This window comes from Gracilimonas sp. B-17 (genome assembly GCF_056857935.1).
This window is the reverse complement of sequence record NZ_JBSXOA010000012.1, coordinates 1-20,895: the sequence shown is the minus strand read 5'-3', so window position 1 is coordinate 20,895 and position 20,895 is coordinate 1. Positions and strand designations below refer to the sequence as shown.

Here is a 20,895-nt window from a genome sequence, read left to right as displayed (position 1 = left end):
CATAATGATATTAGGGAACTGCTTTTTGGAACGGAGAGCATGAAACTCGTTTAACTAAGTTGGGTTAATGGTTACTTCTTATATGTCAAGATAGCGAATAAGTTCATCCGCCCGGTCAGAAAGATTATTTTCAAGTGCCTCACTATTAGCTTCGGATATTATAGTATAGCCAAAACGACGTAAACTGGAGCTTATAGCAGAGGAATCCTCTAAATTCAATTTAAACGAGACTCTGTAGGATGGGTTTTCAGCTCTGGGTTGCTGAACCGCAACACCCAGGATCTTAGCTCCTTCCATCTCAATGATCCTGACGAGATCAGCCAATGTAAAATCAGCCTGTTCCATTTCAACAGCAATAACAGATCCGAAACTGGATAGATTAAAAGCATCTCCAAGAGCTGTTAGCAGATCCCTTTTCTTGATCATGCCCTGAAAGTACATTTCCTTATCCACAACGGGAATCAAAAATAACTCTTTCGCCAGCATGACCCTTGATGCTTCAAATAAATGCTGATCTTTTGGAACTGTTAAAGGCTCGTCCAATTCCACATCTTTGAGAGGAGATTTCTCATCTACAACCTCAATTAATTTTTCAAGTGAGGCCATACCAACCACTTTTCCTTCTTCATCAACTACACAGAACTTGTTCGTGTGCAACAGATCGATCTTCAAAAGAGCTGTTGCCACGGTATCCGTGAGCTTCAGTGGGGATATGTCAGTATTTAAGATCTCTTTAACTAGCATTTTTATACAACTTCGCCATTAGTCCCAATAGTATCCAACAAATGTGATAATTGCTTAAAATCTTTTTCAGACATGCTGAATGTCATTTCTACATCTGTCCCATCGTATGACTCATCCTCAACAGTCGCGTTCTCATGAATAAAAGCAACTGCCTTGTATTTTGAAACCGGAATCTGAAGTGTATGTCTGTCATACTCAAGTTCTATCATATCTTCAATGCTTCTTTCCAACTCCTTCAGTCCAATTCTCTGTTCCGCTGATACGAATATTGCATTAGGATATCTCTGCTTCATATCTGCTACCTGTTGCGCATCCATTTTATCAACTTTGTTAAATACCAGAATGGTTCGCTTGTTTGTAGCTTCAATTTCCTCCAATGTTTCCTCAACCACCTCAATGTATTCTTCTGCCATTTTAGAGGATGCATCTACGACATGTAGCAAAATGTCAGCTTCACGAACTTCATCAAGTGTGGATTTAAAACTTTCTACCAGATTATGTGGCAATTTTCGAATGAACCCGACGGTATCGGATAACAACACAGAATGGTTTTCAAGTTCGTGACGCCTTACCGTTGAATCCAAGGTAGCGAATAAACGGTCTTCAGCAAATACACCGGTCTCAGTGAGTGCATTCATCAATGTCGATTTACCGGCATTGGTATATCCCACAAGTGATATTCTGTTCATACCTTCCCGGCCTTTCCGCTGTGTGGTACGTTGTTTACTCAATTTATCCAATTTGTCCTTGAGCACAGATATACGTCGACCAATAAGGCGTCTATCGGTTTCGATCTGGGTTTCACCCGGCCCCTTGGTTCCGATCCCCCCTTTTTGTCGAGATAAGTGAGTCCAGTATCTTGTTAGTCGGGGTAGTAAATACTGCAACTGAGCCAGCTCTACCTGTGTCTTGGCGGCAGCTGTCTTTGCTCTGGATGCAAAGATATCCAGAATCAATGAACTTCTATCTAAAACCTTGGAATCTGTTCCATGTTCAATGTTTCTAAGCTGGGTGGGTGACAGGTCATCATCAAAGATGACGGTATCAATATTCTTTTCACCCATGATCCGCTTTAGCTCTGTTAGCTTCCCTTTACCAATATATGTAGACGGATCCGGATGAGTCTTGTTTTGCAGGATCTTTTCTATAGTAATGCCACCTGCCGTATCAGCGAGTAGCTCAAGCTCATCTAAATATTCCTCAGCCTGAAACCTGGTGGTCTCCGGCCCATAAAGGCCTACTAGTGCAACTCGTTCTCGTTCTATGTCTGAATTTTTTACGTCGTCTAACAAATGTGATACCTAATTAATCTTCCTGAATTCTCTTGAGGTCAATATCCGGAATGGAATATCCTTCTATCTTATTTTCCAACTTTAAAGATACAATTTTTTTGACTGCTTCGTGCTCTTTGTAAGGCACAAACAGCTTTAGTTGCTGATAACCTTCACTTAAACTTTTATTCATTTCTGAATAACTGAACAAATATTCCACCCCTTTCTTTCCATCAAGTTCCACATAGTCCAGTATCTGGAACCAGGGTATGGTTTGAGAAGGATCATTTATGTTTTTAACAATACCATAGTCTGTTATGTAATACTTCGAAGCCAAATAGCTTGATATGAACCACATACATCCGATCCATATATATGCAAATAGGATGCCATACCTCGTTGAATAACCATTTACCAATATTATTGACACCAATGACAGAATAAGAACTAGAAATACCGTCGCAAAAAGTGGATATCCATTCAATTTCCCGGATCTCCAGCTCAGACGTACTTTTCTCAATCTGAATTTATTCTGAAGTGAATAGCCCGCCATTAAGGTCGAAGCTACTGTAAAGAACAGGATCACTCCTCTGAAAAATATGTTCAGTACTTCTTCAAATTCCATCTTTTTTAAGATAATGATTCAGCTTTATACCATCTTGAAACAACAGATTCCATGACTAACAAAAATAAACCTGCGATCATGAACCAGCTCCAGATCTCCCGGCCAAACCCGGTTGAGGTGATCCGTTCCTGAAGCTCATTCTCTTCCACATCACCGGCCTCAACCCAAAGAATGTCGGCTCCCTCGGTCAGATTTTCCAGGTCATTCTCATCAAAGATGTTAAAAATACTTTCTGACCTATCCGAGTTCACTGAAATGGAGATCTCATTTGATCCGTCATTAATTTGGATCCATCCCGGAACCCATTCCTCTGCAGGGTACCGCAACCTGACCCCCGATGAAACTATATCTACAGAAGGCCTGATCTGATCCGAACCTGTTTCAACAACGGCTTCATCAGCATTTATATTTCCAACCCAGCTGAACGGTTGACCAAGTGTATGTTCCGCAAACCCGCCCTGTTCAGAAGATGCAGCATACAGTAGCAACCTATAGTAAAATGGAGCATAAACGGGCTGAACAGGGAAATTCGACCAACCTGGGTCATTCCCGATGGATGCGATTATTACGGCTCCTTCACCGAAGCGTTTCTCATGTATTAGCGGGTCACCATTGTTTAAAGCAAAGATGTCAAAATGAACGCCCGTATCTGAGCCGGAGAATTTGAAATAATAGAAGATTGAGGGATTATTGATCCTTAACTCTTCGCTTTCATCCTCTTCAAATAATGACTCAAACACCGGATGTTCCTGAAGAAGTTCATTCGCTTCTCCAACTGATCGGAAGGATGCATAATCCCCAATTACACCGGTAAACCGGCCGGCATTAAATACCTCCAAAAATGAGTTATAGTTTACCATACTCCCATTTTCAGAGGGGAAGAAAATAAGCCCACCTCCATTTTGAACGAAACTTTCCATCAGTTCAAAACTATATTCCGGTATATTATTCAGACCATCCAGTATCAGCGCATCATAATTTGAAAGATCTTCTTTCTCAAATAGATCCGGCTCAATTTTTTTAAAACTGAGTTGAGCATCATTCTCACCAGCTGCCTGCAGCATTGTTGTGGTATATGATATCTGGTTATTTCTGAGATCTGAATTTCGAATCAACAACACATTTCTTTGTTCAGGTACCTGCAGGGTAAAGTAATAGTTATTGTCAGCCTGAAATTCATCTCCTTCAACAAAAATCCTTCCGTTCGTTGATCCTGTTTTAGAAGGAGTCACTTCAAATGTATAGATCTTACTTTCACCCGGTTCGAGTGAAACTGAAAACTGACCAACATTTTCCCCTTCAAATTCCATCGAAACAAACTGATTGATGGCACTAACTTGCCCTTCATTTGCCAGTTCAACCTCAATATTGAAAGGAATTCCGGCTCCCATCATACTTGTGGAACTGTAAACCTTATTAACATAGGTATTTTGAACCTCGACATCCCCAACATCGATCACTGTTACGGTCACGTCCTTCAATTCAAGTTCTTGCAAAGGCTCAATTTGTGATCGTTGGTTATCTGTGATCAAGAACAGATTTTTATTTTGATATGGAGCATTCTCAAGTGCTTCAATAAGCATCCGGAGGCGAGACTGAATAAAATTACCGGACTCAGAAATCTTACGGTCCGTAAGTAACCGATCCACATTTGTACTGCTGAGAATATTACCGGCTGTCTCACCACCATTTGTAAACTGCACTATAAAACGATCTTTTTCCCGTGCTGATCTTTGAATGGAACCAACTATCTCCTTTGCATATTCAAAAAGCGGCCCCTGCTTTCCGATTCTGGACATACTGATACTATTATCGATCAGAATACCGTTAAGAGCAGGGGTTTGAACAGCACTTCCCGAAGTATATCCGGGAGGAAGAAACGGACGAGCCAACACGAAGGCAAAACAAGCTATTGCTAGTAATCTCAAAAATAATAACAGATAGCGTTTGATACGGATCTTTTTGATCGTAGTGTTCTTTAACTCACGGAAGAAAGAAAGCGCAGAAAATGATACTTTCTGTGGCTTTCTTAAATTCAGAAGGTGAATAACCAGAGGTAGCCCCACGGCTATTAACGCCAATAAAAAAAATGGATTTAGAAAACTCATTTAGCGCTCAAAAAATGTTACCTTTATTTTTCTGACAGGAACTTTTTATGCTTACTGCAATTAGCGATTACATAATATCCAAAACAGCTTATTATTTCTTATTGATGCAACGCTTTATAAACATCTTAATTACTTTTTTCATTTTAAGTTTTGTTTCCGCCTGTTCTGCCATACCAAATAATGATTGGTATAAACTGATACCCGAGAATTCCACCTTTGTGGTTGTGCCGGATGAGAATGTAAATGTACAGGATATTATTGCCAAAGAATATGCGTCATATCTGGATGATATGACGCCTTCAGGAATTCAACAAGTTGCAGGACTTGGCGAGAACCTTAATACACAGTTAAAGATAAAAGCATTGGTCCTGAATCCGGTGACCTCAACAGAATCTGAATTGCTTTACATCATTGATTTCAGTGATCAGAACATTGCGGATTGGGCTTCAAATTTTTATCAGCCATTCACTCAAAATAATTACAATTTCAGTGAAATGGTCATTCATCGCCTGTTCTACAACCGGGATGAATTATATGCAGCACAGGTTCGGGATCATCTTATTCTTTCAAAATCAAGCCTGTTGGTCGAAAACGCCATACGCAGTTATGTTGGTAAAACACCATCAATAGAACTGGAAAGTGAGCCCCCTAAGAACTCATTGGTATTAAATACGCCCAAACTTGATAAATGGATAGAACAATATGCTCAGGTAAGCAGTCGTCCAGGCCTTATGAATTCATTCACCGGAACCTCTCCGGCTATCATCAACACCCAGTTTATTGATGACACAACTGCCAATGTAGAATTAACCGGCACTATTCCACTGCAGGATAATCGCTCTATTTTAGTTGATGCCTTTTCATTTGAGAACAAACCTATTACACTCGACAGGCACATTGCAAGTAACGTGGCCAGTTTTGCGATCATGCGCCTTCCTGTTACCACGGTACCGGCAGAACCTGAAGACTCTTTCATGACCTCCCTCGACTCCTTGTTGCTGAATGACATAGAACGTTATCAGGATATCGCCAATACCTTGTCGCCAGAATTCGCTTTTGAATCATTTCCGGAATCCGGTCTTTTGGAAGAAGGGGAATTCCTTTTTATGAGAAAAGTCAGTGATTTGAGTGATTTCCGTCAGGAAATGTTCGAACTAAATAGTGAAGGCTTTATTGAGCGCCAGGATAATACCTATCAGATCAGCAGTAGGGTATTGGGTGAATTGATCGGTTCAGAACTTAGCAACCTTCGCGATTTTTATCTGGCATTTTCCAACGATGTTGTTGTGATCGCTAAAAGAAAGGGACTAGCTGAAAGTGTAAACTCTGACCGTATCCGGCGTCGCGTTATTTATTATGAAGACACCTATTCCTCATTTAGAGAAAGCCTACCGGAAGCCGTCAGTGGTTTTGTTTGGACCGATTCCAACGAATTTCTGAAATTTATTACGCCCTATCTGAAAGCTGAAACCACAGCCGGCGGTATACTTAGTCGTTTTGACCTCACATCCATTACTTTCACAGCGAGCACTAATACCGTTGACATCAAGGTAAATACCTTTTCCAAGGAAGGTGCCAGTGTTCCTTACGAAGAATTATGGGTTGTTCCTCTTTCAAATTATGACCTTAGCGGAACCCCGGTTTTGGGTGATCTCGTGGGAAGTTCGGCAAATGAGATCGTCATATCCACCCAGAACGGTCGCGTGGTGGCCCTGGCTATGGATGGGACCATAGCTATGGAAACTTCAACGGGAGGATTGGAGCCTGTTGACAGCCCCGTACTATACGATTGGTATGGCAATAACCAACAGATCGTTTTACAGGCGGCCGAGACCAAGATCTTTGCCTGGAACGAAAACGGAGACCTCTTGCCTCGTTTCCCAATTGAAATGGGAGAACAGATATCAGCCCCGATCCTGGTGCAGGATATTCTCAGAAACGGAGTACCTGAGATCGTAGTGGCTACACAAGACCGCAAAGTTCATGTACTTGATGGTAGAGGTGACAATGTCAGAGGTTGGCCTCAAAACACAAATACCGTGGTCAATACCAGACCTGCATTTAGTTTGGTTAACGACACATGGTCGTTATGGGCCTTTTCTGAGAACACACTGCATAGTTGGTTACGAAGTGGCAATACCCGTCCTGGATATCCACAGTTTATTAATGCACCATTTACAGGCTCACCCCTGCACTATAAAGATCAAATATTGGCAGGAGCTTCCGATGGTTATATTTACTCGATCGGAACTGATCCCGTTTTTGCAGATTCAATAGCCACTGTTATATCAGAAGATTCTGTGGGTGTTCGTTCACTTTATGTATCCAATAATGAAATTTCATCTCTGAAAGTACAACCAAATGTACTGCTGAAAGACTCAACCGGGTTTTTCAATGAAGATCTGATAATTACCCAAAGTACCAGTGGATCTATTTTCTTGTATAACGAAGCGGGTAAACTCAGATACACAAAAAGTCTTGGACAACCAGCATCATCAACATTCTCTCCCATTATTACTGATATCAATGCTGACTTGAATAGAGAGGTATTGGCATTGGCTGAATTTGGCAGATTATTTGCCTGGGAAATTCTGACCGATAATCGACTTTTTAATCTTCCGACCTCCGGAATGAAACACGTTTTGATCACGGATATTAACGGAGATGGACTCAAAGAGCTTATTGCACAAACAAGGGAAGGGTTACGCTGTTGGACCATCAATAAACAGGAATCACAAGAATAAATTCATTGTATTTCTGAGATTTTGGACAGGCACATTAATTCACCGGTTACAGGATATCAGCCAAAGCTTCTTCGAGTTCTTCAAATCTAAATTCGAAACCATTGACCTGTAATTTTTTGGGTTGCATTCTGATACTGTCCGTTACAGGTTTAGCCGCTTCTCCCAAAATTATATCCAAGGCAAATTTTGGTACCCTAAATAAAGAAGGCCTTCTCATAACCTCTCCTAATATCTCAGAAAATTCATTCATAGTAACCGGGTTGGGAGCGCCAACATTGTAAGCCCCATTTAACTCTGCATTTTTAAGAGGAAATATGATGGCATTACAGAGGTCCGTGCGGTGAACCCAACTCATGTACTGCTCTCCATCACCTATGGGACCTCCCACAAAGAACTGAAATGCCGGAACCATTTTCTCAAGGGCCCCACCTCCTTTTTCCAGTACAATTCCAATTCGGGGATTCACCACTCTCACCCCAAAATCTTCAGCTTTATGTGAAGCTTTTTCCCATTCAACACATACCTGAGCCAAAAAGTCATCGGAAGCCGATTCATCTTCCGTTAAAATATCATTCCCTCTGTTTCCATAATATCCGGAAGCTGAGGCAGAAACAAGCAATTCAGGTCTATTCTGTGCTTTTTCCATGGCATCAACTAATCGTTCAGTTGTTTTTACCCGACTATCCATGATCCGCTTTTTAACTTCATCCGTCCAGCGCTGACCAAATATACTTTCCCCAGCGAGGTTGATCACTGCATCCATCTCTTCCATTTCTGACACAAGATCCTCTTCCCATGAAATGAATCGCTGGTTTTGTGCATTTTCATCTTCGTATTTCTTGGGACTTCTGGTCACAATAACAAGGTTATGCCCTTCCTTAAGAAGCATAGTTCTTAATTCATCGCCAATAAATCCAGTACCACCGGTGATAAGTATATTCATTACGTATTAATTATCTGTTTGAGTATTTCTATAACCAATTCTCTACCCCTTAGCATTCACAATCTACTCCAAATCCGGGTTTATCAGATAAGATGGTCCTTGCATATTTATCAATTGCCAATCCTTCACAAATATCATTTGATATCAGTAAATGACCATCCAGGTCTGCATATTTAGCTTCAAGGCTCAACAATGCTCCGGCAGCATTGGCAAGCGAACTTTCTATCATGCATCCGATCATGATATCTAATCCTAACTTTTTTGCATGCCTTATGGTCTGCCTTACCTTATACAAACTTCCGATCTTCATCAGTTTGATATTTATAATATCAAAAGCATTTGCGATCTCTTCCAGGCTTTCAGTACCTGTAAAACTTTCATCGGCAGCTAGTGGCAATGGCGACCATTGATTTAACTCTCTCATCAGCTCAAACTCTGAAGCAGGCATAGGCTGCTCGATCAGTTCCACATTTTGGGATTCAAGAAACTGAATTTCACGTTTAGCCTGATCCAATGACATCCAGCCTTCATTTGCATCCACGCGAAGGGGTTTATCTGTTACCTCACGGATCGCCTGAATAATTTCACGATCTTTATCAGTACCTAATTTAACTTTATATACTGGATACTGGTCTGCCGCTTTCACTTTTTGCTGCATCCTATCGAGAGTATCAATACCGATGGTATAAGAGGTCACGGGTCCTATGGGAGAATCATACCCCCATAACTTCCATAATGGCTGACACTTGGATTTTGCCCACCAATCAACCCACGCCATTTCGACAGCCGCATATGCTGAATATACAGGAGGTAAGTTTAACTCTTCCAGCTTTTTTGGGATATCAGAAATATCAGTCAATGCATCAAAGAAATCTTGAGGTAGGGAGCTAAAAAACTCAACTACTTTTTCGGATGTTTCTTCGTAACGGGTGTTGGGGCCTGCCTCACCAAAACCCGTTATGCCATCCTTTTTGATCTTAAGAAATACGTTACGAACTTCTGATTTTGAACCTCGTGCAATGGTAAATACCTCTCTCAGTTTAAGGGGTATTACCTGCCACGAAATATCAAAATGAGACATAATCAAAATCCTGAATGAGCTTTATATAAATATAAACAGCAGGAGCAGAAAGAATAACGGCATCAAAACGATCAAAGAAACCACCATGCCCCGGCAGAAGATTAGAAGAATCCTTTACTCCGGCTTTTCTTTTGATCTTACTTTCAATTAGATCTCCAAAAGGCCCGAATGTACCAACCAACAGCACTAATGGAAGTGCCAAAGTAAGGGTAAGTGTGGTTTCGACCGGTATGGCTTTCAATGCGATCAATAAACCCAAAAAGCATCCCAAATATCCGGAAAAGAAACCTTCCCAGGTCTTATTGGGACTAATTGCCGGAGCTAATTTATTTTTCCCAAAATTCTTACCTCCAAAATACGCGAACACATCTCCACCCCATATCATTAACATGGTGGCGATCGTAAGTACAAAACCGGTCTCATTAGTTCCTGTATCACGTATAAGCATCAAACTTAACATCCCTATGGGAGCATATAATCCTGCAAAAAACGAAGTACTTAACTGACTGATACTATCTTCACTATCTCTAAATGTCTGAACCGCTATAAAAATCAAAAAGATGCCCAATCCTAATTCAAAAACATATGGCAAAACCGGATATAACATCACCCAAAGGCCGATCGTGTAAGGGAAATATTGATCGGTTGGAAGACCCGCTCCATCCATCAGTCGCATGACTTCCTGTTGAATAAAATAACCGATCAAAATAATGAAGGTTTTAAAGTACCAACCTCCTATCCAGGTAAGGTATATGAATAAGATGGCAGCCGGAACTGCAAACAATATTCGCTTAGTGAGTTCACTCAAACCTTATTCCTCTGAGTCATTTTCAAGATTGAAATCTGGATTCTCCTCTTCGAGCTCATTCAAAGCATTCATGGCTTTTTCTTTATACTCCACCGGAACATATAAATACACCATAGCCATCTCACCTACTGTCAGACTATAAGCCGAATCTCTTTTTGACAATATATTGGATGGGATCTTCAGGTTTGAGAGATAGTTTTTTGCCATTTCAACTTCCAGGTCAGTGCTTGCTTCCATAACACACACCCAGTTATCTATATCATTCGGCTTTGGTGATTCGGAAAAAAAGCCCATTATTGAGTTCCTTTAAATTTTATCTGATATAAGTAATACAATAAAGATGTTGTACCTACCACACTAAGTATAACCAATAGAATCGGGATATCCATTTCAGGTGAGATCTGCTGGTCCAGCATTTCAGGATAGAAACTACTTGCTATCACTTGCCCCCCGTTGTTTACAAAGTGGGCTACCATCGCAGGGACCAAACTGTCAGAAATATAGGTCAGGTAGGCTAAAAAGACACCCAATGTTGCGAGTGGAATAAAGTTAGAGATCTGTAAGTGATAAGCTCCAAATAAAGCACCTGATATCAGAATTGCTGCCATTATTCCCCAGCTTTTTTCCAATGCACGCTGTACATAACCTCGGTACATGATCTCCTCACAAATTGCTGGAACAATACCTATATGTAAAACCCCCAGCAAAAGTGCATTATCTGATTTCAGAAAGGTGGTGATCATTTCTGCCATGGTTTCCTGCATTTCTGCCATTACATCCGGAACAGGTATAAACGAATTCAACCATCCCAGGAATAGAATGGTAGGTTGTGCTACAATAAATAATACCGCTCCCACAATAGTGACATGCCATACGTTTGATGACAATTTAAGTCTCAGAAATTCCTTTCGCTCTCCTTTTACTGCATGTAATCTAACCAGTAATATTGTAGCCAGCGCCATGATCAGGATCTGACCGGAAGAGTTGGCTAAAAATAGAATATCAAAGTTCGATGATAGATCCTGCATCATAGCCTCAGGATCCAGGTTATCGGATGTAAGTAATATACCAACTACACCAACAACCGCTCCTACAACATTAAAAGCGATCAGGGCTATGAGAACCCATCCAAAAGCAACGGCCCAATGAGCAAATCCATTACGCTCCACCCATGGTATATTATTTTCTTGATATGTTGAAGGTTTCTGAGAATCAGTGTTCGAACTAACGATTTGTTCCATCAATTTTTTTTATTCCTCAGAGGCAAATATTTTTGCCCCGATCATTCCAGTGATTGCGTTAACTATTCCAAGTACCACAGCATTAATCAACAAGCCTAAGGCGATTCCACCAAATGATTGCTGTTGCTCTCTGGTTTGTTGCATATTATCAATGGTTTCATTCAGTTGCGCCTGTGGCATACCGATCTGTTCCATTGAGTAAATCATATTATCATAAAAATTCTCCATCAATGCGGGATCGATCATCATCCAGAGCTGACTTATCACTGTTGCAAATATTGCAGCAATTGCACCGGTAAGTAATCCGATCAATGCACCCTGCCCAATTGTGAAGGTTATATCATAGGTTTTTGCATAATGTCTTGTTGATATTATTCCACCCACCAAACCAAATAGACATGTTAGTGGCAGGGTTAATCCTGAGATAACCATTACTGTCATTGAAGGTTCTGCACCGGCAACGTAATACATCAACAGAATTCCAAGTCCTCCAGTTATCAAAGCCACTGCTAGGGCACCAATTAATACCGAGTTCCAATATGTGGGCACTACCTGTTCATTTTCCATGATCTATGTGATTTTTTAATGAGAAAAATTCATTGTTAAATAAAAATACAACTGATAATCCAAGCATAATTCCTAGAACCAACCTGATTATCAATGTATTCGACCAAATATCAAAAAAGTTACCGAAGACATCGGCTAAATTTAAAATAATCAGTCCAATTAACCACCCAATTTTACTTCTATGGGAAATTTTCAATTTTGACAGAACTGGCAAAGCCAGCCACCCCACCACAAATGCCCCATAAATACCAATACAGCGACTGCAAACTGCCATTGGAATGCCTGACAAATGAAAAGAACGATCCGTGATTTGATGACATAGAAGATCAAAACCTTCATACTGCCAACTGAAAACTTGTGCATTTGAACTACTATAAAGACCCGGCCCCAAAGCTAATACAAACAACGATACTGATGCTCCTGCTATAGCTAAATAAAGAGTTCTGTTATGGGGCAGTACATCATTCAAAATCACTTACAATTATGGTGTGATAATACTATTAACGAAAGACTCAGGTGCTCTGCATGGGCGTCGGGTCTGTGCATCCATAAAGCAAAGGGATACTTCCCCGAAAACATGGATATCATCCGATCCTGGTGTTGTTACCTCATAAAATGTTTGAAGGCGTACTGCCGGCACATCAAACACCATGACTTTGATCTGCATTTTTTCATCGTAAAGAACCGGGATCTTATACTCTATCTCAGAGTGAATAACGGGTAGCATTACCCCCGATTCTTCCATTTCCCGATACGATAACCCATAGGAGCGGATCATTTCAGTACGGGCAACTTCGAAATACTCCAAATACCTGCCATAGTATACATAACCCATACGATCGGTTTCACCATAACGGCTTCTAAGCTCATGTGAATATTCGATCAACGGGCGTTTATCCGGGTACTTCACGCGATCACTTAACCGTTTTCCACTCACCCATACTTGCATATTTCTCAATACGCTGTTCGATGAGTTTTTCCGGCTTCAGCTTTTTCAAATGTTTGAGACTCTTTAAGATCTGTTTCTTAACTTCCTCAGCAGCAGTTTCATGATCTCGGTGAGCCCCGCCAAGTGGTTCAGGAATGACCCCATCGATGACCTTGAGTTCTTTCAGGTCAGGAGCTGTTAACTTGAGTACTGCAGCAGCTTGCTCCTTATAGTCCCATGTTTTCCAAAGTATGGAAGAACAAGATTCAGGGGAAATAACAGAATACCAGGTATTCTCCATCATATAAACTTCATTGCCCATTCCAATTCCAATAGCACCACCACTGGCACCCTCACCAATTACGACAGTAATGAAAGGCACTTTTAGCATTGCCATCATCTTCAGGTTCTTTGCAATTGCTTCAGCTTGCCCCCTTTCCTCAGCTTCCAATCCCGGATATGCTCCCGGAGTGTCTAGTAACGTTATGATAGGGATATCAAATTTTTCAGCAAGCTGCATCAATCGATATGCTTTGCGATATCCTTCAGGATTTGCCATTCCGAATCTTCGGTACTGACGTTGTTGGGTATCCCGTCCTTTTTGGTGCCCCAGGATCATAACAGACTGGCCATCTATTGTAGCAAATCCTCCAACTATTGCCTTATCATCCGCATGATATCGATCACCATGTATTTCGACAAAATTCTCAGTTATCTTGTCTATATAATCCAATGTATATGGGCGGTCAGGGTGACGTGCAAGTTGTACACGCTGCCATCGTGTAAGGTTCTCAAAGATGGACGATCGAAGTTTATCAACCCTCTTATTGAGACTTTCAATTTCTTTATCAAGTACACCATCACTCACATTTGAGAGCTTTTTCAACTCCTCAATTTTGTTTTCAAGTTCAGCAATGGGTTGTTCAAAATCTAAATATTGCATAACTGCTTTTTAGGTTTAATCTCTGTTAATATACGCAATCTTCTATAGAGGTGAGAATTCAGAATTGATCAAAGTGTTCCGAAAATACTACGGAATTTCAAGGACCAAACTCTCCATATAGCTTCTCTGACGATAGCTTTTGACATTTTTGAAACTCCTTCCTCGCGCTCTCTGAATACGATCGAAACCTCTTTCAATTTAAAACCGGCTTTCCAGGCTCTGAAATGGAGTTCTATCTGAAATGCATATCCATTTGATTTTATACGATCGATGGATATTTCTTCCAGAACTTTCCGGTGTATACACTTAAATCCGGCCGTTGTATCAAAGATAGGAAGCCCGGTTATGGTCCGTGCATAAATATTCGCTCCATATGAAAGTATCAACCTGCTGAGTGGCCAATTAATGATACTTATACCATTCGCATATCTTGATCCTACTGCCACATCTGCATTTCCTGTTCGCACCTCAGATATGAGCTTATCTACGTCATCAGGATCATGCGAAAAATCAGCATCCATCTCACAGATATACGTGTATCCTTCTTTGATTGCATACTTGAATCCTCGCACATAAGCGGTTCCCAAACCCAGTTTTCCTTCCCTCTCGATCAATTGCACTCTATCAGGATACTTTGTTATTGCCTTACGAACATGGTCTGCGGTTCCATCCGGTGACCCATCATCAATGACGAGAATATCAACCTTTGTTTCCAATTCCATCAATCGATCGATCAACCGTTCAATATTATGGGATTCATTATAGGTAGGGATAATGATCAGTGAATCGTTTTGCATTACTTACTGCCCCCTACCTTTAATAACTGTCATTACTGTATTGATCAAGATCTTTGCATCCATATTCAAGGATGCATTTTCAATGTAAAAAAGGTCATATTTTGTTTTTTCGCGAACATCTTCCATACTTGCATCATATTTCCATTTTACCTGAGCCCAACCAGTGATACCGGGTCGAACTCGATGACGGCGTGAATATAAGGGAACATCAGCAGAAAATTTCTCCACAAAGTGAGGCCTTTCGGGTCTTGGCCCTACCAGGCTCATATCTCCTTTCAAAACATTAACTAATTGCGGTATTTCATCAATTCGGAGTTTTCTCAACCATCTGCCAATTGGTGTTACACGCGGATCATTCTTAGAGGCCCACTGCGGCCCTGAGTTAATTTCAGCATCATTTTGCATGGTCCTGAATTTATACATGGTAAACGGCTTTTCATTCCTGCCAACTCTGATCTGTTTATAGATTACCGGGCCATCCGATGTAAACCGAATAAATATTGCAATGACCAATAATACAGGCAATGTCAAAGTCAAAACAGTGATCGAAATCACGATGTCTATAAGCCTTTTTGTAATTTGTTCCCAAAGTTGCATAGGTTCAGGAGAAACTTCGATCAGTGGCATACCAAAGATCTGATTTGTCTTACTCAAACCACTTACAATCTGATGGAAATCGGGTAAGAGCTTAAGTGATATTTCAGGCGAATCAGTTTTTGCAATAATATTTACAAGTTTCTCCCTATGTTCGGGATCCAGGGCAACCATAACATCCTGTACCTGCCAGTCATTTATGATCTGCTCGATCTCATCAATACTTCCAAGAATTTTATTCTTTGCAATACCCAATGACGGATCCGGATCGTACCCGTTGATACTCACAAAACCCAAAACTTCCATTCCTAAGATTTTATTTCTGTTTAGATCTTCGTAAGCAATTTTTGCCGACCTTCCGGCTCCAACAATTATGGCTCGGTGCAGACCTTTACCCCGTTGAGCAAAATATTTTTGAACACTTCTAATAATAAACCGGTTGGAAGCCATTAGAACAAAAACCGTAAAACCATATAAAAAGACTGCCTGTCTCTGTACTTCCCAGGTGTTTTGCTGATCATTACCTGAAACAAAGAAAAGGATCAAGACCCCAATGAAACTGGCTTTAGCTATTCGCAAAAACTCATCGAGCCTTGAGACCAAGTATAGTTTTTTATAAACACCGGTAACCACAAATAAGGCAATCCAAAAGACACTATATACTAGCCCGTTAGATAAAATTTCCGGTTCAATATTGAAAAGCCTGTACTCCCAAATAACTTCTGTGTAGGAATGATAAATTAACCATCCTGCCGAAACGACCATAAAATCGAGTAAACCTGTAAAAATAACTTCCCGATATCTTCTTAACTTTAGCATCAATTTCTTTAGCCTCAGGATTTAAAAAAATCAAAATACGGAATTTTAAATAGGCTGCATAACTTCATTAAACTCAATTCGCATTAGTTTGTATACACTCAAGAAAACGACAACTACCACAAAAGCACGATTAGGTGAACTTAAAACAGATCATGGCATTATAGAAACCCCCATATTTATGCCTGTGGGTACACTTGGCACAGTAAAAGGTGTTTCCCAACAAACTTTGATTGATGAAGTGAAAGCTCAGATCATACTTGGAAATACATACCACCTTTATTTACGCCCCGGTTGTGAAATTATTAAAAAAGCCGGCGGCCTACATAAATTCATGAAATGGGATAAACCTATCTTAACAGATTCCGGTGGCTATCAGATCTTTTCCTTATCTGATATTCGGGATCTGGATGAAGAAGGAGCTCATTTTCAAAGTCACATCGATGGCTCCTCCCATTCATTTACTCCCGAAAACGTCGTAGATATTCAGCGTATACTTGGTTCCGACATAATGATGTTACTGGATGAATGCCCACCGTATCCAAGCTCATATGATTATGCAAAAAATTCCATGGAACTTACTCATAGATGGGCAAAAAGAGGTCGGAAAGCATTTCTAGAAACAGAACCGTTGTATGGTCATAAGCAAGCTCAATTTGGCATTGTACAGGGTGGGACCTATAAAGACCTGAGGATCGAATCTTCAAAATTTATGGTAGATCAGGATTTCGAAGGCATTGCCATTGGGGGTTTAAGTGTCGGTGAACCTATCGACCTTATGTATGAATTTACTGACCTGAATACCGATTACCTGCCCCAGGATAAAGCCAGATACCTAATGGGAGTTGGAACTCCTGCTAACTTACTGGAAGGTGTAGCCCGTGGTGTAGATATGTTTGACTGCGTAATGCCAACAAGAAATGCCAGAAATGGCACAATTTTTACCCGACACGGAAGAGTTAACATAAGGAATGCGCAATGGAAGGATCATCATGAATTTCTGGATCCTGAATTTCCTTCAGATCTCTGTAGTAAATATACCATGGCATATATCCATCATCTGATTCGAAACAACGAAATCTTTGGACTTGTACTCGCATCCATTCATAACCTAACCTTTTATTTATGGCTTATGGAAAAGGTAAGACAACGAATAACGGACGATACATTTGGTGATTGGTATCCCGGAATGGTGGAAGAATTGGAGCGTAAGATCTAAAGTATTAGGGGGGATTAGTTGAATTTTTTTCGCTCTTAAAAACCCCCGATAATTCTGAAGAAATAGTCTTAACCCAGATCGCAAGATATATGAACCCTTTAAAAAACAAACTGTATTTGGTACTGTAATGCTTATCATAAAACTGATATAGAGCCTTATTGAATATCCAGTTATAACGCAGGTCACCTTTTTTGGTGCTTTCCCCCTTATAATGAATAATGCTTGTTTCAGGAACATAATCGATATAAAAATCTGTATTCTGAACCCTATAACAAAGGTCTATATCTTCACCGTACATAAAGAAACGTTCATCAAACCCGCCCAACTCCTTTAGCAGATCCGTTCTCCAGAACATACAGGAACCTGATAAAACAGGAACTCTATTAATTTCATCATCATCTAACCAGTTCAAATAATATTGATTGAAAAACTTTTTGTCAGGAAAGAATTCATGCAGAGAGAACATCTTACAAAATGATGACCAGATCGTTGGTACAGACCGTTTTGATTCAGGTGCGTATGAACCATCAGGATTTAGAATTTTAGCTCCTGCAGCACCACACTTTGGATTATTTTCTAAGTGATCTGTTAGTGTGGAAAACAAGTCTTCACTGATCACAGTGTCAGGGTTAATTATGAAAGTATACTTTCCACTTGCTTCCCTGATGGCCTGATTATTTGCTCTGCCAAATCCAATATTTGTCTCATTATCTATATACTTAACATTTGGAAAATACTTCCTTAGATAGTTATTCGAACCATCCCCTGAATCGTTATCGATCACAAATATTTCAAGATCGAAACTATGTTTTGCCTTTTCGATCGATTTCAGAAGCCCTTTTACATATTCTTTCACCTTATAATTTACAATGATGATTGAAATATCAGGGTGCGTCTTTTCTGGCATCAATTCACAATTACGACTTTTCCGATTCCTTTTTCGCCACCACCTGCTGAATTTGCAATTACATAGTACACCCCGGTACCTAATTTCTTTCCATTAAAATCACGTCCGTTCCAACTCACCGTTCCACCCCTGGTTTCCAGCGTATTCACTACAAACCCGTCTATGCCTAAGATCTTGACATTTGTTTCCTCTGTCAGCCCTTCAATTAGAATTTGGTCATGATCTTTATAACGGAAAGGATTTGGAAAAACTTTAAGTGTGTTCATTTTATTTTCTGCTACTTTCGATACATCTTGGTAACTCACTAAGCCAACATCCGTTGATATGAAAACCTCTCCGTTAATTTCGTTAACTTTTATATCGTTAATGTTATTAGAGATCAAATTACTATTTTCAGCTGTAAATCTTTTTAGAATTCGACTACCTTCATTATTTAACAGCCATACTCCTTGACCCTGACTCCCTACCCATTTTTGGTTTGCAGGGTTTACTGCTAAGGAGGAAACATTCAGATCTCTTAAAAGGAATCTTGACGCAGCTGTCGTATCCTCATTGATCAACCACTGAGCTTGCCTTTCATTAGCGGATCCACTGATAATAAACTCCGGAAAAATAAATCGAGCCAGACCTCTGTCTGTTCCGATCCAAATTTCACCGTTCCTGTCTTCAATTATTGCATTGACTTTTGGATGAGGTAAATTTCCTCTGTCAGGATTTTCTGTTAGTTTTATGTATTCATCATCATTTTCAGTTTCAGGTGAGTTTGTATCAATAACCAGCAAACCCAGTCCTGAATTCGTATTTGTGATCAACGAGATCCATTTTTGATCATTTGAATCAATATATAAGTCATAATAATTATCCGTACCCGTCACATTTTTGAAATTTTCCCACTCATTGCTACCATCTTTCAGCAAATTAAGAGGATATTCAGATAGATAACTAACTGCCCATAAATTATCCTCGCTATCTTTGCTTAGACCTGATATAACTACAAAACTATTATCGGAAAATATACCCGATAAACTTGAATTTGCAGAATTATAAACTTCAATACTATTATCTGATTTTGCATGTTTGATAACACCATCCCCCCAACTTCCCAAATAATATGAGTTAGTTGTCTGGCTTACTGAGTAAACTGTTTCAACAAAAGCTAATTCTTGACTGTATAACCTGTTATAGTTATCCCAATTATTACCATCATATATTGAATAACCCCGAAATGGATTTAAAGGATCAGAACCTGGAAATTCGTTACTTGAGGTACCAACCAACACACCATTATCTATTAATAATTTGTTTAAATAATTAAACTGAGGTCCCTGCGGAAGAATCTTGTTTCGTTCATTATTTACCCGGTCTATTAAATAAACTCCAGTATACCCTGTACCTATCGTAAGTTTTTCTTTAGAAATGCCAACTAAGTTCTTTCCTTCTATATCACTTACATTAATAATATCAGATAGAAAATCCTGGCCATATACATAGACATTATCATCTGTTAGAATGGCTAAGTAATCCCGGTTAAATGAAGTACTTATATCAGTGATTGGTTCGCTAATTTCAGTAAACGTTTCTGACCAATTTCCATTTCGTAACACACTAATTTCCTGACCATTCAATACATAAGTTGAATCAGTAAATGTAAAGATCTTGTCAATAATGGTAGAAATGAGGCCATTATTTACGTTATAAGTTTTCCACACACTATAGTTACTCAATTCATTATTTAAGGCTGCAATCGCAACTCCTTGAGTTGTTGAAATATATAATGAATCTTGTGTTACGATGAGATCTGTAACACTAATACCGGGATCAAAATTGCCAAACCTGAAATAGCTATTCTTCACTAAATAACTGCCAAGGTCATATTGTACGATACCAAAACCGGTAGCTACAAATAAACTATTATCCAAGACCCTGAAGGCATTGATTTCTTTGGACTCAAATCGTTCAACTCGTCTTATATCATCAAGTCTTTTGATTGTATCCCGTTGATCATTTATGACATCAATGGTACCATCTGAATAGCCTAAAAAAGTCAGAGCTCTTTCATTATCATAATAAACGGAAATAACATCATTGCCATACAATCCATCCGTGATATTTAATGTATTTACCTGACTTTCATTGGATTGGATAATTCCGCCACCGGTTGATGCTATAAATCCATCCTCAGTGGGTAACAGGGAATTTATAGATGAGAAGGATGAATAAAGACTCCAATCATCGGAATTTTGAGCATATATCAGACCTATTGAAGTCAAATATGCTATAGTTAAACAAAAAAGATGCTTTACCAAGAGATTTAGATAAGCTTATATGATGAACTTGTTTGTTGTGAACATAACAAAAAGTAAAACATCGAGTGGTATAAAAATAAAAAAGCCTCTTCATATAAAATAAAGAGGCTTTTAAAAAGGAAGAAGGCGACGACCTACTCTACCGCTTGTGGCAGTACCATCGGCGCTGCAGGGCTTAACGGCCGTGTTCGGGATGGGAACGGGTGGGACCCCTGCGCTAGAGTCACCTTCAATAAAATCAGTATATGGACCC

Annotated in this window: 19 protein-coding genes and 1 rRNA gene; 2 read left to right on the top strand and 18 right to left on the bottom strand. The window is 39.8% G+C overall.

Features of this window, described 5'->3' with window-relative positions:
• Positions 1-78 precede the first annotated feature (78 nt).
• The 4 genes from AC13FX_RS08715 to AC13FX_RS08700 are packed head-to-tail and all read right to left on the bottom strand — an operon-like array spanning position 79 to position 4,748.
• Positions 79-744 carry a CBS domain-containing protein gene (locus tag AC13FX_RS08715; RefSeq protein ID WP_482880180.1) on the bottom strand — a complete coding sequence of 222 codons (666 nt, stop codon included), beginning with the start codon at positions 742-744 and terminating at the stop codon, positions 79-81.
• Between the two features lie 2 nt (positions 745-746).
• A complete protein-coding gene (gene hflX, locus AC13FX_RS08710) occupies positions 747-2,036 on the bottom strand; it encodes a GTPase HflX (RefSeq protein ID WP_482880179.1) in 1,290 nt (429 codons plus the stop codon).
• Positions 2,037-2,049: 13 nt separating this feature from the next.
• On the bottom strand, positions 2,050-2,640 hold the full coding sequence (locus AC13FX_RS08705; protein WP_482880178.1) for a hypothetical protein: 591 nt from the start codon (positions 2,638-2,640) through the stop codon (positions 2,050-2,052).
• 5 nt (positions 2,641-2,645) lie between these two features.
• Positions 2,646-4,748 carry a BatA domain-containing protein gene (locus AC13FX_RS08700; protein ID WP_482880177.1) on the bottom strand — a complete coding sequence of 701 codons (2,103 nt, stop codon included), beginning with the start codon at positions 4,746-4,748 and terminating at the stop codon, positions 2,646-2,648.
• A gap of 47 nt (positions 4,749-4,795) precedes the next feature.
• On the opposite strand from AC13FX_RS08700, the gene AC13FX_RS08695 reads away from it, so the two are divergent.
• The gene (locus AC13FX_RS08695; protein ID WP_482880176.1) at positions 4,796-7,492 is read left to right on the top strand and encodes a hypothetical protein; all 2,697 of its coding nucleotides are present in this window, start codon (positions 4,796-4,798) and stop codon (positions 7,490-7,492) included.
• A gap of 46 nt (positions 7,493-7,538) precedes the next feature.
• Here AC13FX_RS08695 and AC13FX_RS08690 read toward each other — a convergent pair whose 3' ends face one another.
• From AC13FX_RS08690 to AC13FX_RS08640, 11 genes are all read right to left on the bottom strand, one after another.
• Positions 7,539-8,435, bottom strand: a complete 897-nt coding sequence (locus tag AC13FX_RS08690) for a TIGR01777 family oxidoreductase (RefSeq protein ID WP_482880175.1) — start codon at positions 8,433-8,435, stop codon at positions 7,539-7,541.
• A 49-nt stretch (positions 8,436-8,484) separates the two neighbouring features.
• Positions 8,485-9,516 (bottom strand): dipeptide epimerase, encoded by a 1,032-nt coding sequence (locus tag AC13FX_RS08685; protein WP_482880174.1) that lies wholly within the window; start codon positions 9,514-9,516, stop codon positions 8,485-8,487.
• Positions 9,503-10,324, bottom strand: a complete 822-nt coding sequence (locus tag AC13FX_RS08680; protein WP_482880173.1) for a phosphatidate cytidylyltransferase — start codon at positions 10,322-10,324, stop codon at positions 9,503-9,505. Before AC13FX_RS08680 ends, AC13FX_RS08685 begins: the two co-directional genes overlap by 14 nt.
• Before the next feature lie 3 nt (positions 10,325-10,327).
• Positions 10,328-10,561, bottom strand: coding sequence for a hypothetical protein (locus AC13FX_RS08675; protein WP_482880172.1), 234 nt, complete (start codon positions 10,559-10,561; stop codon positions 10,328-10,330).
• A gap of 56 nt (positions 10,562-10,617) precedes the next feature.
• Positions 10,618-11,565 carry a CPBP family intramembrane glutamic endopeptidase gene (locus AC13FX_RS08670; RefSeq protein ID WP_482880171.1) on the bottom strand — a complete coding sequence of 316 codons (948 nt, stop codon included), beginning with the start codon at positions 11,563-11,565 and terminating at the stop codon, positions 10,618-10,620.
• Positions 11,566-11,574: 9 nt separating this feature from the next.
• Positions 11,575-12,132 (bottom strand): DUF4199 domain-containing protein, encoded by a 558-nt coding sequence (locus AC13FX_RS08665; protein ID WP_482880170.1) that lies wholly within the window; start codon positions 12,130-12,132, stop codon positions 11,575-11,577.
• The gene (locus tag AC13FX_RS08660; protein ID WP_482880169.1) at positions 12,122-12,601 is read right to left on the bottom strand and encodes a DUF2085 domain-containing protein; all 480 of its coding nucleotides are present in this window, start codon (positions 12,599-12,601) and stop codon (positions 12,122-12,124) included. Before AC13FX_RS08660 ends, AC13FX_RS08665 begins: the two co-directional genes overlap by 11 nt.
• A gap of 12 nt (positions 12,602-12,613) precedes the next feature.
• Entirely contained in the window at positions 12,614-13,081 is a 468-nt protein-coding gene (locus AC13FX_RS08655) for an acyl-CoA thioesterase (RefSeq protein WP_482880168.1), read from the bottom strand.
• The gene (locus AC13FX_RS08650) at positions 13,047-14,003 is read right to left on the bottom strand and encodes an acetyl-CoA carboxylase carboxyltransferase subunit alpha (RefSeq protein ID WP_482880167.1); all 957 of its coding nucleotides are present in this window, start codon (positions 14,001-14,003) and stop codon (positions 13,047-13,049) included. The genes AC13FX_RS08655 and AC13FX_RS08650 overlap by 35 nt, the downstream gene beginning before the upstream one ends.
• A 68-nt stretch (positions 14,004-14,071) precedes the next feature.
• Complete coding sequence (locus AC13FX_RS08645) at positions 14,072-14,800, bottom strand: polyprenol monophosphomannose synthase (RefSeq protein WP_482880166.1); 729 nt, start codon at positions 14,798-14,800, stop codon at positions 14,072-14,074.
• A gap of 3 nt (positions 14,801-14,803) precedes the next feature.
• Entirely contained in the window at positions 14,804-16,213 is a 1,410-nt protein-coding gene (locus AC13FX_RS08640) for a sugar transferase (protein WP_482880165.1), read from the bottom strand.
• Between the two features lie 88 nt (positions 16,214-16,301).
• Between AC13FX_RS08640 and tgt the strand changes: the two genes are divergently transcribed.
• Positions 16,302-17,429, top strand: coding sequence for a tRNA guanosine(34) transglycosylase Tgt (gene tgt / locus AC13FX_RS08635; protein WP_482880164.1), 1,128 nt, complete (start codon positions 16,302-16,304; stop codon positions 17,427-17,429).
• 4 nt (positions 17,430-17,433) lie between these two features.
• On the opposite strand, the gene AC13FX_RS08630 is transcribed toward tgt, so the two are convergent.
• The 3 genes from AC13FX_RS08630 to rrf all read right to left on the bottom strand — a co-directional run bounded on the left by AC13FX_RS08630 (position 17,434) and on the right by rrf (position 20,873).
• Positions 17,434-18,336, bottom strand: a complete 903-nt coding sequence (locus AC13FX_RS08630) for a glycosyltransferase family 2 protein (RefSeq protein WP_482880163.1) — start codon at positions 18,334-18,336, stop codon at positions 17,434-17,436.
• Positions 18,336-20,642, bottom strand: a complete 2,307-nt coding sequence (gene porZ / locus AC13FX_RS08625) for a type IX secretion system anionic LPS delivery protein PorZ (RefSeq protein WP_482880162.1) — start codon at positions 20,640-20,642, stop codon at positions 18,336-18,338. Before porZ ends, AC13FX_RS08630 begins: the two co-directional genes overlap by 1 nt.
• Before the next feature lie 121 nt (positions 20,643-20,763).
• A 5S ribosomal RNA gene (gene rrf / locus AC13FX_RS08620) occupies positions 20,764-20,873 on the bottom strand.
• Between the last annotated feature and the right edge of the window lie 22 nt (positions 20,874-20,895).

What these genes read in the sequence shown, in the direction of transcription:
- AC13FX_RS08675 (WP_482880172.1), bottom strand. Translation starts at nt 10,561, where the DNA reads ATGGAAGCAAGCACTGACCTGGAAGTTGAAATGGCAAAAAACTATCTC.
- AC13FX_RS08640 (WP_482880165.1), bottom strand. Translation starts at nt 16,213, where the DNA reads ATGCTAAAGTTAAGAAGATATCGGGAAGTTATTTTTACAGGTTTACTC.
- AC13FX_RS08685 (WP_482880174.1), bottom strand. Translation starts at nt 9,516, where the DNA reads ATGTCTCATTTTGATATTTCGTGGCAGGTAATACCCCTTAAACTGAGA.
- AC13FX_RS08670 (WP_482880171.1), bottom strand. Translation starts at nt 11,565, where the DNA reads ATGGAACAAATCGTTAGTTCGAACACTGATTCTCAGAAACCTTCAACA.
- AC13FX_RS08700 (WP_482880177.1), bottom strand. Translation starts at nt 4,748, where the DNA reads ATGAGTTTTCTAAATCCATTTTTTTTATTGGCGTTAATAGCCGTGGGG.
- AC13FX_RS08715 (WP_482880180.1), bottom strand. Translation starts at nt 744, where the DNA reads ATGCTAGTTAAAGAGATCTTAAATACTGACATATCCCCACTGAAGCTC.
- AC13FX_RS08695 (WP_482880176.1), top strand. Translation starts at nt 4,796, where the DNA reads ATGCTTACTGCAATTAGCGATTACATAATATCCAAAACAGCTTATTAT.
- AC13FX_RS08665 (WP_482880170.1), bottom strand. Translation starts at nt 12,132, where the DNA reads ATGGAAAATGAACAGGTAGTGCCCACATATTGGAACTCGGTATTAATT.
- AC13FX_RS08655 (WP_482880168.1), bottom strand. Translation starts at nt 13,081, where the DNA reads ATGCAAGTATGGGTGAGTGGAAAACGGTTAAGTGATCGCGTGAAGTAC.
- AC13FX_RS08690 (WP_482880175.1), bottom strand. Translation starts at nt 8,435, where the DNA reads ATGAATATACTTATCACCGGTGGTACTGGATTTATTGGCGATGAATTA.
- AC13FX_RS08705 (WP_482880178.1), bottom strand. Translation starts at nt 2,640, where the DNA reads ATGGAATTTGAAGAAGTACTGAACATATTTTTCAGAGGAGTGATCCTG.
- AC13FX_RS08645 (WP_482880166.1), bottom strand. Translation starts at nt 14,800, where the DNA reads ATGCAAAACGATTCACTGATCATTATCCCTACCTATAATGAATCCCAT.
- AC13FX_RS08650 (WP_482880167.1), bottom strand. Translation starts at nt 14,003, where the DNA reads ATGCAATATTTAGATTTTGAACAACCCATTGCTGAACTTGAAAACAAA.
- AC13FX_RS08630 (WP_482880163.1), bottom strand. Translation starts at nt 18,336, where the DNA reads ATGCCAGAAAAGACGCACCCTGATATTTCAATCATCATTGTAAATTAT.